Annotated in this window: 14 protein-coding genes; 7 read left to right on the forward strand and 7 right to left on the reverse strand. The window is 33.7% G+C overall.

What is annotated here, in order from left to right; genetic code table 11:
• Positions 1–824 precede the first annotated feature (824 nt).
• Together pflB and focA are read right to left on the reverse strand one after the other, a co-directional pair.
• Positions 825–3,107, reverse strand: coding sequence for a formate C-acetyltransferase (gene pflB, locus FcAc13_RS01515; protein WP_187754439.1), 2,283 nt, complete (start codon positions 3,105–3,107; stop codon positions 825–827).
• Between the two features lie 69 nt (positions 3,108–3,176).
• Entirely contained in the window at positions 3,177–4,028 is an 852-nt protein-coding gene (focA, locus tag FcAc13_RS01520; RefSeq protein ID WP_187754440.1) for a formate transporter FocA, read from the reverse strand.
• Between the two features lie 352 nt (positions 4,029–4,380).
• Here focA and serS point away from each other — a divergent pair, with 352 nt between their 5' ends.
• Together serS and rarD are read left to right on the forward strand one after the other, a co-directional pair.
• Positions 4,381–5,673, forward strand: coding sequence for a serine--tRNA ligase (gene serS, locus FcAc13_RS01525; RefSeq protein ID WP_187754441.1), 1,293 nt, complete (start codon positions 4,381–4,383; stop codon positions 5,671–5,673).
• A gap of 212 nt (positions 5,674–5,885) precedes the next feature.
• Positions 5,886–6,785 carry an EamA family transporter RarD gene (gene rarD, locus FcAc13_RS01530; protein ID WP_187754442.1) on the forward strand — a complete coding sequence of 300 codons (900 nt, stop codon included), beginning with the start codon at positions 5,886–5,888 and terminating at the stop codon, positions 6,783–6,785.
• A 61-nt stretch (positions 6,786–6,846) separates the two neighbouring features.
• On the opposite strand, the gene FcAc13_RS01535 is transcribed toward rarD, so the two are convergent.
• Both FcAc13_RS01535 and aroB read right to left on the reverse strand, forming a co-directional pair.
• Positions 6,847–7,920 (reverse strand): 3-deoxy-7-phosphoheptulonate synthase, encoded by a 1,074-nt coding sequence (locus FcAc13_RS01535; RefSeq protein ID WP_187754443.1) that lies wholly within the window; start codon positions 7,918–7,920, stop codon positions 6,847–6,849.
• A 346-nt stretch (positions 7,921–8,266) separates the two neighbouring features.
• On the reverse strand, positions 8,267–9,349 hold the full coding sequence (aroB, locus tag FcAc13_RS01540; protein WP_187754444.1) for a 3-dehydroquinate synthase: 1,083 nt from the start codon (positions 9,347–9,349) through the stop codon (positions 8,267–8,269).
• A 130-nt stretch (positions 9,350–9,479) separates the two neighbouring features.
• Here aroB and FcAc13_RS01545 point away from each other — a divergent pair, with 130 nt between their 5' ends.
• Together FcAc13_RS01545 and glnB are read left to right on the forward strand one after the other, a co-directional pair.
• Positions 9,480–11,099, forward strand: a complete 1,620-nt coding sequence (locus FcAc13_RS01545) for an NAD+ synthase (RefSeq protein ID WP_187754445.1) — start codon at positions 9,480–9,482, stop codon at positions 11,097–11,099.
• Between the two features lie 34 nt (positions 11,100–11,133).
• A complete protein-coding gene (gene glnB / locus FcAc13_RS01550; RefSeq protein WP_187754446.1) occupies positions 11,134–11,472 on the forward strand; it encodes a nitrogen regulatory protein P-II in 339 nt (112 codons plus the stop codon).
• On the opposite strand, the gene FcAc13_RS01555 is transcribed toward glnB, so the two are convergent.
• The gene (locus FcAc13_RS01555) at positions 11,465–12,121 is read right to left on the reverse strand and encodes a hypothetical protein (protein WP_187754447.1); all 657 of its coding nucleotides are present in this window, start codon (positions 12,119–12,121) and stop codon (positions 11,465–11,467) included. The genes glnB and FcAc13_RS01555 overlap by 8 nt on opposite strands.
• A gap of 377 nt (positions 12,122–12,498) precedes the next feature.
• Here FcAc13_RS01555 and FcAc13_RS01560 point away from each other — a divergent pair, with 377 nt between their 5' ends.
• Complete coding sequence (locus FcAc13_RS01560) at positions 12,499–12,714, forward strand: DUF4177 domain-containing protein (RefSeq protein ID WP_187754448.1); 216 nt, start codon at positions 12,499–12,501, stop codon at positions 12,712–12,714.
• Between the two features lie 594 nt (positions 12,715–13,308).
• Here the strand turns inward: FcAc13_RS01560 and FcAc13_RS01565 are convergent.
• Positions 13,309–13,671 (reverse strand): hypothetical protein, encoded by a 363-nt coding sequence (locus tag FcAc13_RS01565; RefSeq protein ID WP_187754449.1) that lies wholly within the window; start codon positions 13,669–13,671, stop codon positions 13,309–13,311.
• Between the two features lie 486 nt (positions 13,672–14,157).
• Here FcAc13_RS01565 and FcAc13_RS01570 point away from each other — a divergent pair, with 486 nt between their 5' ends.
• Positions 14,158–14,790, forward strand: a complete 633-nt coding sequence (locus FcAc13_RS01570) for a TfoX/Sxy family DNA transformation protein (protein ID WP_187754450.1) — start codon at positions 14,158–14,160, stop codon at positions 14,788–14,790.
• A gap of 127 nt (positions 14,791–14,917) precedes the next feature.
• Here FcAc13_RS01570 and FcAc13_RS01575 read toward each other — a convergent pair whose 3' ends face one another.
• Positions 14,918–15,283 (reverse strand): hypothetical protein, encoded by a 366-nt coding sequence (locus tag FcAc13_RS01575; RefSeq protein WP_187754451.1) that lies wholly within the window; start codon positions 15,281–15,283, stop codon positions 14,918–14,920.
• Positions 15,284–15,615: 332 nt separating this feature from the next.
• On the opposite strand from FcAc13_RS01575, the gene rpsF reads away from it, so the two are divergent.
• Positions 15,616–16,020: a 30S ribosomal protein S6 gene (gene rpsF, locus FcAc13_RS01580; protein WP_187754452.1), complete on the forward strand. Its 405-nt coding sequence runs from the start codon at positions 15,616–15,618 to the stop codon at positions 16,018–16,020.
• The last annotated feature ends 2 nt before the right edge of the window (positions 16,021–16,022 follow it).

Genomic DNA, 16,022 nt, shown 5'->3' on the forward strand with positions numbered 1-16,022 from the left:
CCTGCACCCCCATCAGTATCGCTTGCGCTTTACCTGCCCTAAGGCGGAAATACAGGCTTACCAAGTTCCATTATTATCACACAAATAGTTAAGATGTTGTCTGTTCGCCGATAGTGTTATGATGACGTATCTCCAATGTAAAAAGAGATATCCCACTATATACCTTTTTGGTTAGAGCTTGTCAGTAGCTTAAGCTCTTTACAATTCACGACGTTTATCAACAATTCACTTACGTTCATCTTTCTATTTAGCCTAGCCCCTCATGACATGCTACTTGCCATTACTTAATGTTACCTCACGATACGCATTAACCTTGCTGTTCCTCAAGGGGGTACATTGTCAGGAAGCTCCACACCAAACCGTTGCCAGTTTCGCATTATCCCTAGGCTACTGTTAGTCATATAACAGGTTGACTCGCACTTTTACCTAATCTATAGGTAATTGTACTTCAACAATGATAATAACAGCTTATGCACTTATAAACTTCACAATAGGTCAATTCTAACTTAAACTATATACTGATGAATTCTTTCGTTTCCTTGGGCGATTCAATAATTTTATTGAATTCCTTGGTATCTTCCAGAATATCAGATAGGATTAATTGAATTGTCCAAAGAATTTTGTTCTTTAGATATGAGAGGTGCCTCTCACAGACTAAGATATATTCTTTACCGAATACAGGTTATACAATATCCTTTCGGACATGTGTAACGCCCTACTCGGATATTGTGAGGATGGCTAATTAAAGTTGTTCACTTTAATTAACCCACCTAACTTTCGATTAAAATCAAATAGTTAGGCGCATAAGTGCGCTCTTGTCGCACCTACATTGATTGAGTGAAAGTACGAGTAATAACGTCTTTTTGTTGTTCTTTAGTTAATGAGTTAAAACGTACTGCATATCCAGAAACACGAATAGTTAATTGTGGATATTTTTCAGGATGTTCCATTGCATCTAATAATGTTTCACGGTTTAAAACGTTAACATTTAAATGCTGACCACCTTCAACAGTTGCTTCGTGGTGGAAGTAACCATCCATTAAACCAGCTAAGTTACGTTTACGTGCACTATCATCTTTACCTAACGCATTTGGTACGATAGAGAAAGTATAAGAAATACCGTCTTTAGCATAAGCAAATGGTAGTTTAGCAACAGATGTTAATGAAGCAACCGCACCTTTTTGGTCACGTCCGTGCATTGGGTTAGCACCTGGTCCAAATGGTGCACCAGCACGACGACCGTCTGGAGTGTTACCTGTTTTCTTACCATATACAACGTTTGAAGTAATGGTTAAAACAGATTGTGTAGGAATTGCATTACGATAAGTTTTAAGTTTTTGAATTTTCTTCATGAAACGTTCAACTAAATCAACTGCGATATCATCTACACGTGGATCGTTGTTACCGAATTGTGGGTATTCACCTTCGATTTCAAAATCTACAGCTAAACCGTCTTCATCACGAATCGTTTTCACTTTTGCATATTTAATAGCAGATAATGAGTCAGCAGCAACAGATAGACCAGCAATACCACATGCCATTGTACGAATAACGTCACGATCGTGTAGTGCCATTAATGATGCTTCGTAGCTGTATTTGTCATGCATATAGTGAATTGCATTTAGTGCAGTTACGTATTGTTTTGCTAACCAATCCATAAAGTGATCTAAACGAGCAAATACTTTGTCAAAATCAAGGTATTCGTCAGTGATTGGATCTTCTTTTGGTCCAACTTGCATTTTAAGTTTTTCGTCCACACCGCCATTGATTGCGTATAGAAGAGTTTTAGCAAGGTTGGCACGTGCGCCGAAGAATTGCATTTGTTTACCAACAATCATCGGGCTTACACAACATGCGATTGCATAGTCATCGTTATTGAAGTCAGGACGCATTAAATCATCATTTTCATACTGTAATGAAGAGGTATCAATAGATACTTTAGATGCGAACTCTTTGAATCCACTTGGTAACTGTTCTGACCAAAGAATAGTCATGTTAGGCTCAGGTGATGGACCCATTGTATATAGTGTGTTTAAGAAACGGAATGAAGTTTTAGTAACTAAAGTACGTCCGTCAACACCCATACCTGCGATGGATTCAGTTGCCCAAATTGGGTCACCAGAGAATAATTCATCATATTCAGGAGTACGTAAGAAACGAACCATACGTAATTTCATAACGAAATGGTCAACAATTTCTTGAGCGTCTTTTTCAGTAATTAAGCCTGCTTCAAGGTCACGTTGGAAGTAAATATCAAAGAATGTAGAAGTACGACCAAGAGACATTGCCGCACCGTTTTGAGATTTAACTGCCGCTAAGTAACCGAAGTATGTCCATTGCACCGCTTCTTGGGCTGTTTTAGCTGGTCCAGAGATGTCGTAGCCATATTTAGCTGCCATTTCTTTGATTTGACCAAGAGCACGATGTTGTTCAGCGATTTCTTCACGACGTTGCATAGTCATCGCTAAGTCAACACCATTTTCGAAATCAGCTTGTAATGAGTTGAATTGTGCAAATTTATCTTGCATTAAAAAGTCGATACCGTAAAGCGCAACACGACGGTAGTCACCAATGATACGACCACGACCATAAGCATCAGGAAGACCAGTGATAACACCTGATTTACGACAACGAAGGATATCCGGAGTATAGATGTCAAACACACCTTGGTTGTGGGTTTTACGATAGTCAGTGAAGATTTTTTTGACTAATGGATCAAGCGTTCTGTTGTAAGCTTTACAAGAATTCTCGATCATTTTGATTCCACCAAACGGGATAATCGCACGTTTTAATGGTTTTTCAGTTTGTAAGCCAACGATTTTTTCTAAATCTTTCTCAATATAACCTGCATCATGAGCAGTAATAGTTGAGATCACACTTGTGTCAAAGTCAACAGGAGCATGAGTTGAGTTTTCGATTTTAATGCCTTCCATAACTTTATTCCACAATGTTGTGGTCGCATCAGTTGCGCCAGCTAAGAAAGACTCGTCACCCTCATAAGGTGTATAGTTTTTTTGAATGAAATCGCGGACATTGACATTATTTTGCCAGTCACCCTCTTTAAATCCTTTCCAAGCGTTGGCTTGTACTTCGTTTAAATTACTCATATTTTTCACCTCAGTTTTTCTAAAAGCTTTACCTACTCTCTATTATAAATATGGGTAGATATTGTAAAATCAATGAGACTTACGTAAATAAAGTCCCCAGTAGGATAGCGCGATGGCTAATCCCCCTAAAATATTACCTATTGTAACAGGAATGAGATTATTAATAACAAAATGTTCAATTGTTAGACTGCTAAAAGCATTAGGAGTCAAACCAACTGATGTCCAAAATTCAGGTGTTGCATAATTGTGTATGACAATTCCCATAGGAATCATAAACATATTTGCAATGCTGTGTTCAAAACCACTTGCAACGAACATTGCAACGGGAAGAACCATTATTAACATTTTATCTAACAGTGAACGACCCGCGTAACTTAACCAAACTGCTAAACATACCATTAGATTAGCTAAAAAACCTAAACAAACGGCTTCAATAAAAGTATGATGTAATTTATGGTCGGCGGTTTGTAGTACATTCAATCCCCATGCACCATTCACTGCCATATATTGACCGGAAAACCAAATAACGCCAACAAAGAACATGGCACCGATAAAATTACCAAAATAAACCAGCATCCAGTTGCGGAACATTTGGTACCAACTAACTTTATGCGTCATTTTCGGTAAAATTGTTAAAACCGTTGAAGTAAAAAGATCTGCGCCACAACAGACAACTAGCATTAAGCCTAATGAGAAGCACATTCCCCCAACAAACTTAACTAATCCATAAGGTGCATTGCCAGCACCGGTTGTTACTGTAATATAAAAAACAAAAGCTAAAGAGATAAATACACCAGCAGTAATCGCTGAATAGATAGTGGTTAAGGGGTGTTTATTAACTTTATAGTTTCCTATTTCTTCTGCGAGCGCAGTCATCTGTGCGGGAGACAAGGAATCAACAATTTTGTTGTCACTACTCAAAACTAACATCCTCAAAAAAACTATGGTTTTATGAGAGGCATAGTATACTCAAAATTAGAACTAGATCACCTTTTTTTTATGTTAAAAAAGAATAAAATGATAAGTTGTTATTTTATAACAATATTTACAAAAAGTTACTTATTGTTAGGCTAGTTTTGTATGATGGTTAACTTACTATGCTTATTTGGTAAATAAAGTGTAATAATATTATAAAATATGCTTTACGTTTTGCTTTATATTAATTTAATCGACTATGAATACGATTCTAATCTGTACGATGATTTAAAATGGCGTATAATGAGGGCAATTTTTAACTTTATTTTCTAAATAATAAAAAATAGGTCATTTGAATATGTTAGATCCTAATTTACTACGTAATGAGTTAGAGCAAGTAGCACAAAAATTAGCACGACGTGGGTTTGCTTTAGATGTTGCTTTGATTCGTGAACTTGAAGAAAAACGTAAAGTTTTACAAGTAGAAACTGAAAATTTACAAGCAGAACGTAATGCTCGCTCCAAGTCGATTGGGGCGGCAAAAGCACGTGGTGAAGATATTACCGCTGTACGTGAAGAGGTCAATAAATTAGGTGAAAAATTAGATATTACTAAAAAAGAGTTAGAAAACTTACAAAACGAAATAAAGGATATTTATTCAACCATTCCCAATATTCCTGATGATAATGTTCCTGATGGCAAAGATGAAGCAGATAATGTAGAAGTGACCCGTTGGGGTACTCCACGGCAGTTTGATTTTCCGATTCAAGATCATGTTGCATTAGGCGAAAAATTTGGCGGATTGGATTTTGCAGCTGCTGTTAAATTGACAGGTGCCCGTTTTGTAGTAATGAAAGGTCAAATTGCTCGCTTGCATCGCGCTATTGCGCAGTTTATGCTAGATTTACATACCGAGCAACACGGTTATTCTGAAATTTATGTGCCTTATTTAGTTAATCAGGCCACGCTCTATGGTACTGGACAATTACCGAAATTTGGTAAAGATTTGTTCCATACAAAACCACTTGAAGAAGAGTCTGATTCGAGTAATTATGGCTTAATTCCTACTGCTGAAGTGCCCGTCACTAATTTAGTACGTGATGAAATTTTGGATGAAGACTGTTTACCAATAAGAATGACAGCTCATACGCCATGTTTCCGTTCGGAAGCGGGATCTTACGGTAAAGATACCCGTGGTTTAATTCGTATGCATCAATTTGATAAAGTGGAATTAGTACAAATTGTTAAACCTGAAGAGTCTATGCAGGCATTAGAAGAGCTAACGTTGCATGCTGAAAAAGTATTACAATTATTAGAACTACCTTACCGTAAAATTGTATTATGTACAGGTGATATGGGATTTGGTTCGCGTAAAACATATGATTTAGAAGTATGGGTACCTGCGCAAAATACCTACCGTGAGATTTCATCTTGTTCGAATATGTGGGATTTCCAAGCGCGTCGTATGCAAGCTCGTTATCGTAGTAAAGCAGATAATAAAACCCATTTAGTTCATACATTAAATGGTTCTGGATTAGCCGTTGGTCGTACATTAGTAGCGATTATGGAAAATTATCAGCAAGCAGATGGTCGAATTAAAATACCGAATGTGTTGATTCCTTATATGAATGGTGCTGAGTATATCGGTTAACTATCATATTAAATAATGGCAATAGCGTTAATTATAAGATTAGCGCTATTTTTTTGCCTTTTTTCATTACTATTTATATGAATGAAAATGCGTTTAGCTGTAAGATTTGCTATTTATTCATATTTTCTATTAACGTTAATTATAATAATATAATATTCAATGAGTTAAGTTTAAATACTCACAATTTGGCATTTATCACGATTGAGAAATTTATGTATAAAGGAATACTGCTATCATTGACAGCTTCATGTTTGTTTGGGTTGGTCTATTACTATCCTATCTTATTGCAACCTCTTTCAGTCATCGATATTTTTTGCTGGCGATTATTAATGTCATTTCCTGCAATTTTATTATTAGTCTTGCTTGAACGCCAATGGCATACCATTATCGAGCTTTGGCAGCGTATTCGACAACAACCACTATTTTTACTGGCGCTAATTTTTTCAGCTATGCTTGTGGCAATTCAAATGCTGGTTTTTGTCTGGGCGCCATTAGCTGGTCGTGCTTTATCGACTTCCTTGGGGTATTTTATGTTACCTCTAACTATGGTTATCTGTGGTCGAGTTGTTTATAAAGAAAGGTTTAGTTTTTTTCAAAAAATAGCTGTAGCTTTAGCATTTTCGGGAGTTATTTTAGAAGTCTATTTAACAGGTGCTTTTTCCTGGGAAACTGTCATTATTTCGTTAGGTTATCCGATCTATTTTGTTTTTCGACGACATATGAAAATTGATGGTATTGCCGGTACATTTTCTGATTTCTTCTTTATCGCCTTAGCATGCTTAATTTATTTTATATTACAGTATCCTTTAACAAAAGTTGTGAATGATATAAGTCATTTTCCTGTGTTTATTCCGTTTTTAGGCATGATAACGGCGATTGCTTTTGCGGCTTATTTTTCTGCTTGCCGAATGTTACCGTTGGGCATATTTGGTTTGTTAGGATATGTTGAGCCGATTTTATTAGCGATTGTTTCGATTGTATTTCTGCATGAAAAGATTTCACCTAATCATATGATTTCTTATGGTTTAATATGGGGTGCAGTATGCATGCTTGTAATAGAAGGTGTCATTTCAACAATACGCAATATCAAACGTAAAAGATTTAACACATAAAACCCTATCTTACCTTGCAATAGTGAAGGAAGATAGGCGAAAGTTATACCGATTGAAAGTGTTATATATGCTGACGGTCAGCCAGTACTGAAGCTAAATCATTTGCCATTTTATGCATTAATGTTTCAGTAGTTGACCAGTTAATACAAGCATCTGTCACTGATATACCATATTTCATTTCATGTTTTGGTAATTCTGAAGATTGATTACCTTCATGCAAATGACTCTCGATCATTACACCGATAATAGATTGATTACCGTTTTTGATTTGTTCAATAATTGAATCAACGACCATAGGCTGGCGACGATAATCTTTATTAGAATTACTGTGGCTACAGTCAATCATTAAATTAGGTGTTAAACCAGAGTTCTTCATTTCTATTTCACATTGATTAACGTGTTGGGCATCGTAATTGGGGGTTTTACCGCCACGTAAAATCACATGTCCATGTGGATTGCCTTGTGTTTGTAGTATACTTACTTGACCAAATTGATTAATACCGACGAAGCGATGTGGCATTGATGCAGATTTCATCGCGTTGATTGCAACATCCAAACTGCCATCAGTTCCGTTCTTAAAACCAACAGGCATTGAGAGTCCAGAAGCCATTTCACGATGGGTTTGTGATTCGGTGGTTCTGGCACCAATCGCAGCCCAACTGATTAAATCTGCAATGTATTGTGGTGTATTGGGATCAAGCGCTTCAGTAGCAATAGGTAAACCAATTTTAGTTATATCAAGAAGTAATTGACGTGCTTTTTTTAAACCATGATTAATATCAAATGTGCTATCCATATGGGGATCGTTAATCAAACCTTTCCAGCCTACCGTAGTTCGTGGTTTTTCAAAGTAAACGCGCATCACAATATACAATTGTTCGTTAAGTTTATCCGATAATTTTTTCAATTTTTTGGCATATTCAATAGCCGCTTTGGTATCGTGAATCGAGCACGGTCCAACCACAATTAATAAACGTGGATCTTTATGTTCTAAAATATTAACAATATGTTGTCGGGATGTGGCAATTTGATTTTCAAGTAGCTTATTAAGGGGAAGCAGCGTTTTAATTTCATCAGGTGTAATCAAGGGATCTTCCTTTTCAATGCGCACGTTATTTAGTGTATCTTTTATCATGTTATTAAACCTCAAAATTCATTATTTGTTATTATTTTTTTACGGTAGTAAAAAAATATTTACAACATTACATTAGACATATAACCACAAAACCCTAATTTAGTAAATAAAATACCAAAAAATATTAAATATTTTTATATGTAACATTATCTTTACGATTTTAAATGAAATTAAGATAAAAGGATGTGTAATAAATGATTTGTCTTCATTGTGAACTGAAGTTGATTAAAAATGTATCTAAAATGTTATAACAAGTTGATTTGGTTAATAGTTTAACGATTTAACTGATAATGACATCATAGTTTAAATATTTTGATGAAAATGTGTGGTGTAAGTATTTACATACTCACTCACAGCATTCAATTGATTGTAGCACCAAATCTTGATTAACATCATCGACCACTTTCACATGACCAATCTTAGTTGGTAAGACTAAACGCAATTTTCCTGATAAGACCTTTTTATCACGTAGCATATGAGGAATATATGCAGTAGGCAGCATTGACTCTGGTTTAACCACAGGTAACTTGGCACGAATTAGTAATTGCTTGATACGAGTAATCTCATCATCACTGAACTGGCCCAGTAATTTTGCTGTGTGTGCTGCCATTAACATACCTACGCTAACAGCTTCGCCATGTAACCAATTACCATAACCCAATTCGGCTTCAATCGCGTGACCATAGGTGTGACCTAAATTTAAGATCGCACGGATATCTTGCTCGGTTTCATCAGCAGCAACCACTTTAGCTTTAAGTTCACAACAATGGGCAATGCAATAGCGCATGGCACTGGGTTCTAAAGCCAATAAGTCGTCAATGTGATGTTCTAACCAAACAAAAAAATCATAATCTAAAATAATACCATATTTGATCACCTCAGCAAGACCAGCAGATAATTCCCTAGGTGGTAGCGTTTTTAAACAGTTAAGATCCACTATAACCGCTTGTGGTTGATAAAATGCACCAATCATATTTTTACCCAATGGGTGATTGATGGCTGTCTTTCCACCAACTGAAGAATCCACTTGTGATAATAACGTTGTGGGGACTTGAATAAAACGGATGCCACGTTGATAGCAGGCGGCGGCAAAACCGACCACATCGCCGATAACTCCACCGCCGAGGGCAATCAAAACCGATTGGCGAGTATGATTATTGGCAAGTAATTGGCTTAAGATGGTATTCCAGGTTGCCATTGTTTTATATTTTTCACCATCAGGTACAATAACCGAATCAGTTTTAATACCATTTTGTTCCAACATAGTTGTCAGCGTTGGTAAATAAAGAGGGGCAATAGTATCATTGGTAGTGATTAATACTCGGTCACCAGCTTTTAATTGAAAGTGTGGAAAATCTAAAAGCGCATTTTCGCCAATGTTAATGGAATAACTACGTTCATTTAATGAAACTGTCAGTGTTTTTAACATGATATTTCCTGTTATGATTCAAACTAAGGCGATAGCCGATATTTTGACTATGTTAAACATAAAAAACTAGCAGCGCAACTTAGAATCATTTAAACTTAACGCTTATTTTTATTCGCATTATGAGTTATCTATGTCTTTTTCTTTTGTGTTGGCTCAGCAAAATTTTCGGGTTGGTGATATTGAAGGTAATACGACTCGAATTATTGAATTAATCAACCATCATCATCAACATGATTTATTGATCTTTTCTGAGTTAGCAATATGTGGTTATCCGCCAGAAGATCTGATTTACCGTAGCGATTTTAGGCAACGTTGTGAACAAGCTTTGCAAGAAATTAAGGCGGCAACTAAAGAATGTGGAGTAGTTGTTGGTCACCCATATTGGCAAAATACCGATGATAAAAATCCACAAATATATAATTCATTATCATTGATATATCAGGGTAAGATTTTATTGACTTACCATAAACAGTGTCTACCAAATTATGATGTGTTTGACGAAAAACGTTATTTTACTGCTGGCACTGAAAATGGCGTGGTGATGTTTAAAGGTAAAAAGCTCGGTTTATTGATTTGTGAAGATCTTTGGCAAGATTTGCCGGCTGCTCGATTGAAGCAAGAGCAAGTTGATTACATTATTAGTATAAATGCCTCACCGTATGATTATCAAAAACAAGCAATGCGCCAGCATCTTATTGAGAAACATGCTAAACAACATCAAATACCGATTATTTATGTTAACCAAATTGGCGGGCAGGACGAACTGGTTTTTGATGGCGGCTCTTTAGTTTGTAATAAGCAGGGGGTAATAAATTATCAATTTGCTTCGTTTGTGGAACAAGTCGAAGTTATTAATGAAATGATAATGGCTACAGCCAATTCAGTGGTTAAAGTAACTAATCATTTAGCCGATATCTATCAAGCATTAGTTTTAGCAACACGTGATTATGTTACGAAAAATGGTTTTAACGGTGTACTTTTAGGTTTATCTGGTGGTATTGACTCTGCGCTAACTTTAGCTATCGCAGTGGATGCATTAGGTAAGGATAAAGTTCAAGCAGTGATGATGCCATTCCGATATACGGCTGATATCAGTATTGCTGATGCGCAAGAAGAGGCGAATATTTTAGATATCGAATTTAATATTATTTCAATAGAACCTATGTTTGATGCATTTATGGTTCAATTAGCGCCAATGTTTACTAATACTATACGTGATACAACCGAAGAGAATTTACAAGCACGTTGCCGTGGCGTTATTTTAATGGCATTATCAAACAAACGTCGACAGTTGGTATTAACAACAGGTAATAAAAGTGAAATGTCGGTAGGTTATGCTACACTCTATGGCGATATGGCTGGAGGGTTTGATGTTTTAAAAGATGTGCCTAAAACTTTGGTGTTTGCACTATCTAAATATCGCAATACATTATCATACGTGATTCCTGAGCGAGTGATTAGTCGTCCGCCATCAGCAGAACTAGCACCTGATCAAAAAGATGAAGATAATTTACCGCCCTATGAAATTTTAGATGGTATTTTGCAAGGTTATATTGAGCAAGATCAATCAGTCGACCAATTGATTGCTCAAGGATATGATGAATCGACAATAAAACGTGTTATAAAATTAGTAGATATCAATGAATACAAACGTCGTCAGGCAGCTGTTGGGCCTAAAATTACTTCTCGTAATTTTGGTAAAGGAAGACGTTATCCTATTACGTCAGGATTTGGAACTAAGAATTGGTAAATTTGAACATCTTAAGGATTAAAGAGAACTGATTATGAAAAAGATAGAGGCAATAGTTAAACCTTTCAAACTTGATGATATTCGTGAAGCCTTAGCAGATCAAGGTATTACAGGTATGACAGTGACTGAAGTTAAAGGGTTTGGGCGGCAAAAAGGGCATACCGAGCTTTATCGTGGAGCTGAATATATGGTCGACTTTTTACCTAAAGTAAAAATTGAGATCGTTGTGACAGATGATATTGTTGAAATGTGTATTGAAACCATTATGAAAACAGCGCAAACAGGTAAAATAGGTGATGGCAAAATTTTTGTTTATGATGTGGAACAAGTAATTCGCATTCGTACCGGTGAAATGGATGATGCAGCTATTTAACGTGGTCTTCTAATTTATTTAAATCAGGGCGGATTGTCGTTAGCAGTTCTGGCGGAAAAAAACCTTGTAATGAGCAGACTAAAAGGTTCATGTTTGGGGTTTTTTCCAACAGAAGTAATTTTTCTGCTGTACCTTGTGCAGGTATTGTCCTCACACCAATATTAGTATTAAGATTGTCATGCCAGGCTTCGATACTGTCATCTGAAAAGTGAATTTTCATATTGGAAGTATACATCGACTCTTCCTCAACTTCGGTCCATAATAAAAAATCTAATTTTGAACGAATATCCTGCAAAGAATTATCAACAGAAAACCCCCAAAAATAGTAATCACCATGTTCACCTAGCGCCAATGAATTATCATAATACCCCGTTAGTTTTAATGATTGATATAATATTGGTTTATCGAATTGAACATAATTATTGGCATTTTTTTTTCTATCGTTTACCGCTATATAAGCTCGATTAGGATTGATTTCTTTGATGGGCATTTGATCATCAAGATTTTGTTTAAATTCAAATAAATTTAAAAAAAATGAATCATCACATTGAATAAATGATTTAATAATAAAATCAATATAGTTTGATTGATCATTTGCATAAACAAAAGTTGAAAAAAAATAAAAACACAGTGCAAAAACTTTTTTCATTATCAAATTATTATCAATTTTTTATAAATCATATGTGAATTGTATTATCTTTAAGTATTAATAACAACCGTATTATTCTTCTAGTGCCGAATTAATTGATAAAATATAATTTTAGGCTATTTAACATTTGTTTTTATTCATTATTAAGTTATGTTAAATTTATGAAATAAATCACTTAATTAAGTAACATAATGTCATTTTTAGTTAACTGTGATTAATAGGAATAATATTGTTATTGAGTTTGCCAACTAGGGCTTGTGTTAAGTTTATTGTTCGGATAAACTGAGTCAGTTTTTAGTGATACAACTGACTATTGGTTAAAAAAACTAAAAAACTATAAATACTAAAATATAATTAATCAATAATAGGATAATTCAATGAAAGAATATAGAGTCGTCATTTATCAGGAAGATATGCTCTCAACTTTACTTTTCGGTTCCGCCAAAGTAGATCCAATTAAATTTTCTAACTTTCTAAATCAACGGGCTAGGGAAGGATGGCGGGTTGTGACTATGGAAAAAGATCTACGTCGCATGTTACTATTTTGGAAACGTGAGGCATACGTTGTTATTATGGAAAAGGATAATTTATAAATAATCAATTTCAAATACGATTATTTGCTCTAAAATTTCTTAAATATAACATTCATTAAGAGAATAAACTAAAAATTAAATTAAATTCTTTTGTTGAAGTTAGGAAATAAATACTTGAGGGCGTGTGTTATGACTGATTGTGACATCTTCGTTTTGTTGTTAGTAATATTAATTCCTTTTGCGAAGCTGATAATCTATTTATTATTTAAAGATTGTAAGAGTGATAAAGAATTAAAAGAGAAAGGTTACTTAGAATAAGCTAAGTTATGATTTCTTTATCTTGATACATATAAGTAATATTTTATTCTGAATTTAGCAGAATAGGTTTATAGTCCTAAAAATTACAAAATGACTTATACATCTCCTTTATTGGATATGATGAGTTAGTTAGCTGTTAAACCTCTCGTTATTGAGGTTAGTCTTATAAATAAGTTATGACAATATTATTAGGTTAGTCATCAACAATGGCAAGATAAAGCTAAATCAACTCAATATTGAGTTATTAAAACAATTTGGACCTTTTAAAGTATATTAACCATTACATCGATAAAATAACAATATTTCTCTAAATATTTATTTTCATTGTACTGTGCTTTAAAAGGTTTTCATGTTTGTTTTTTCCAACAGAAGTAATTTTTCTGCCGTACCTTGTGCAGGTATTGTCCTAACACCAATATTAGTATTAAGATTGTCATGCCAAGTTTCGATACTGTCATCTGAAAAGTAAATTTTCATATTATAAGCATACATCGACTCTTTCTTAACTTCGGTCCATAATAAAAAATCTAATTTTAAACGAATATTCTGCAAAGCATTATCAATAGAAAACCCCAAAAAATAGTAATCACCATGTTCACCTAGCGCCAATGAATTATCATAATAACCCGTTAGTTTTAATGATTGATATAATATTGGTTTATCGAATTGAACATAATTATTGGCAATTTTTTCTATCATCTACCGCTCTATAAGCTTAATTAAGATTCATTTCCTTGATGGATATTTGATCTTTAACTTGTTGTTTAAATTAAAATAAAAGAATCTTCACATTAAATAAATGATTTAATAATAAAATCAATATAGTTTGATTGATCATTTGCATAAATAAAAGTTTAAAAAAAAGCGCAAAAATTTTTTCGTCATAAAATCATTATTAATTTTTATTAAAGTATTTATGAATTGCATTATCTTTAAGTATTAATAACAACTGTATTATTCTTTTAGTAGCAAATTAATTATAATTTTAGCTTATTCAATATTTGTTTGAATTTATGATTAGTTGTGCAATTTTATATATCATTTGGAATAGAGATCGCAAAAAGTAGTGTTCCTTACAACATTTGTTTTTATTCATTATTAAGTTACGTTAAATTAATGAAACCAATTACTTAATTAAGTAACATAAGGTCATTTTTATTAAATTGTGATTAATAGGAATAAAAAATGGGAAATAACTATAAAAAAATAATAATCCATGTATTGACTGAGATTCTTCAATATAATGGTAAACTCATATCGACTAAAGCATTATTTGGCGGTTCGGGTATTTGTTATAATAATATTATATTTGGCTGGTTTTATAACGAGCAATTTTATGTCCGTGGTCACGCTAGCTATTTGTCTATGATGAGTGAGTTAGATATGAAACCTCTCATTCTTGAGGTTGGTATTAGAAATAAGTTATTACAGTATTATCAGGTTACCAATGAGCTATGGAAAAATGAAGCTAAATTAGCCAATATTATCCATATGGTTATTGAAACTTCCCAACAAGATAAATTATCAAAATGTCAGATTAAAGAAGCAAGAATCAAAGATTTACCCAATATGACATTATCATTAGAGCGTATTTTGTTTAAAGCAGGTGTTATCAATATTGAGTTATTAAAACAATTAGGACCTTTTAAGGTCTATTACCAATTACAACAACAAAATAACAACATCTCTCAAAATATCTTATTTTCTTTGTATTGTGCTTTAAAGGGTGTTCATGTTGCTATTTTAACAGAAGAGAAAAAATCGCAACTCATTAATGAATATAACGCTTTTCTTAGGAACAAAAATCATTATAAATAAAATCAGTGAATGAGAGATAAATCTTTAAATAATATCAACAACTGAAAATAAACTATCCTAATTTTGGTTTTTTAGCGATAGTGCTCTGTTGTTGATTATTTAAACTATCATTCTCCCGGTTTTATTACTATTTATTAGATGTTGTTTTATTAATTAGAAAATTAATTAATATAATAATTAAACCGATTGGAGCAATAATTATGGCTAATCCCCAGCATAAAAGTATCGTAAAAAATTTTATAATCATAAATAATTTTATATTTACCCATATTGCTGTTTTCTCACTGAAAATATAGTTCAAGATAGCTTCATAAGCATAACGTGAAAAAGGATAAAGTAATGTATTGATGCTGAAATTAAGCAATAACGGTACATTAATTTTTATACCAGAAATAGGTGTTAAAGCGAAAATATAAACGGCGATAAATATTACAATTCCAAATAAGAAATGTTGTATATATACACGGATATTTAACCCTAGAATGGTTTTCATTAGTTTTCCTTTCGTAATATTTAAATTTTAATAATATTTATTTATATAAGTTTTACTTATTTGATTTAAAAGTAAAAATTTTTCTAATAATTTTTATTACTATTATAGAAATTGTTACGCATTAATAAAGTATTTTTATTTTATTTTAGTCAAATTCATAGAGTTGCAGTTATAACAGTGCGATAATTGATTTGAAATTTAGCTACTGGAAATTGTTAGCGTAATATTATATAATGCGCCGTCGATTTCAGCCGTCTAATATTCATGTTCCTTGCTTTCATTGGGCTACGGCTGACCCGGACAGAAAGCTGATTAATCCGTAGGGAGCGATAATGCGTCATTACGAAATTGTTTTTATGGTTCACCCAGATCAAAGTGAACAAGTTCCAGGTATGATTGAGCGTTATACTGGTACATTGACTACTGCAGGTGGTACTATTCATCGTTTAGAAGATTGGGGTCGTCGCCAATTGGCTTATCCTATCGAAAAATTGCATAAAGCACATTATGTTCTTATGAATGTAGAAGCTACTCAAGAAGCGGTTGATGAGTTAGAAGATAACTTTCGTTTCAACGATGCAGTAATTCGTAGTTTAATTATGCGTACTAAACACGCTGTGACAGAAACATCACCAATGCTTAAAGCAAAAGATGATCGTAAAAATTCGCAAGAAGAATTTAACGAAACCAATATGGATGATGTAGATTCAGATGATGTTGAAGGTTCAGAAGAGTAATC

Origin of the sequence: Frischella japonica (assembly GCF_014489845.1) — a bacterium.
GTDB lineage: Bacteria > Pseudomonadota > Gammaproteobacteria > Enterobacterales > Orbaceae > Frischella > Frischella japonica.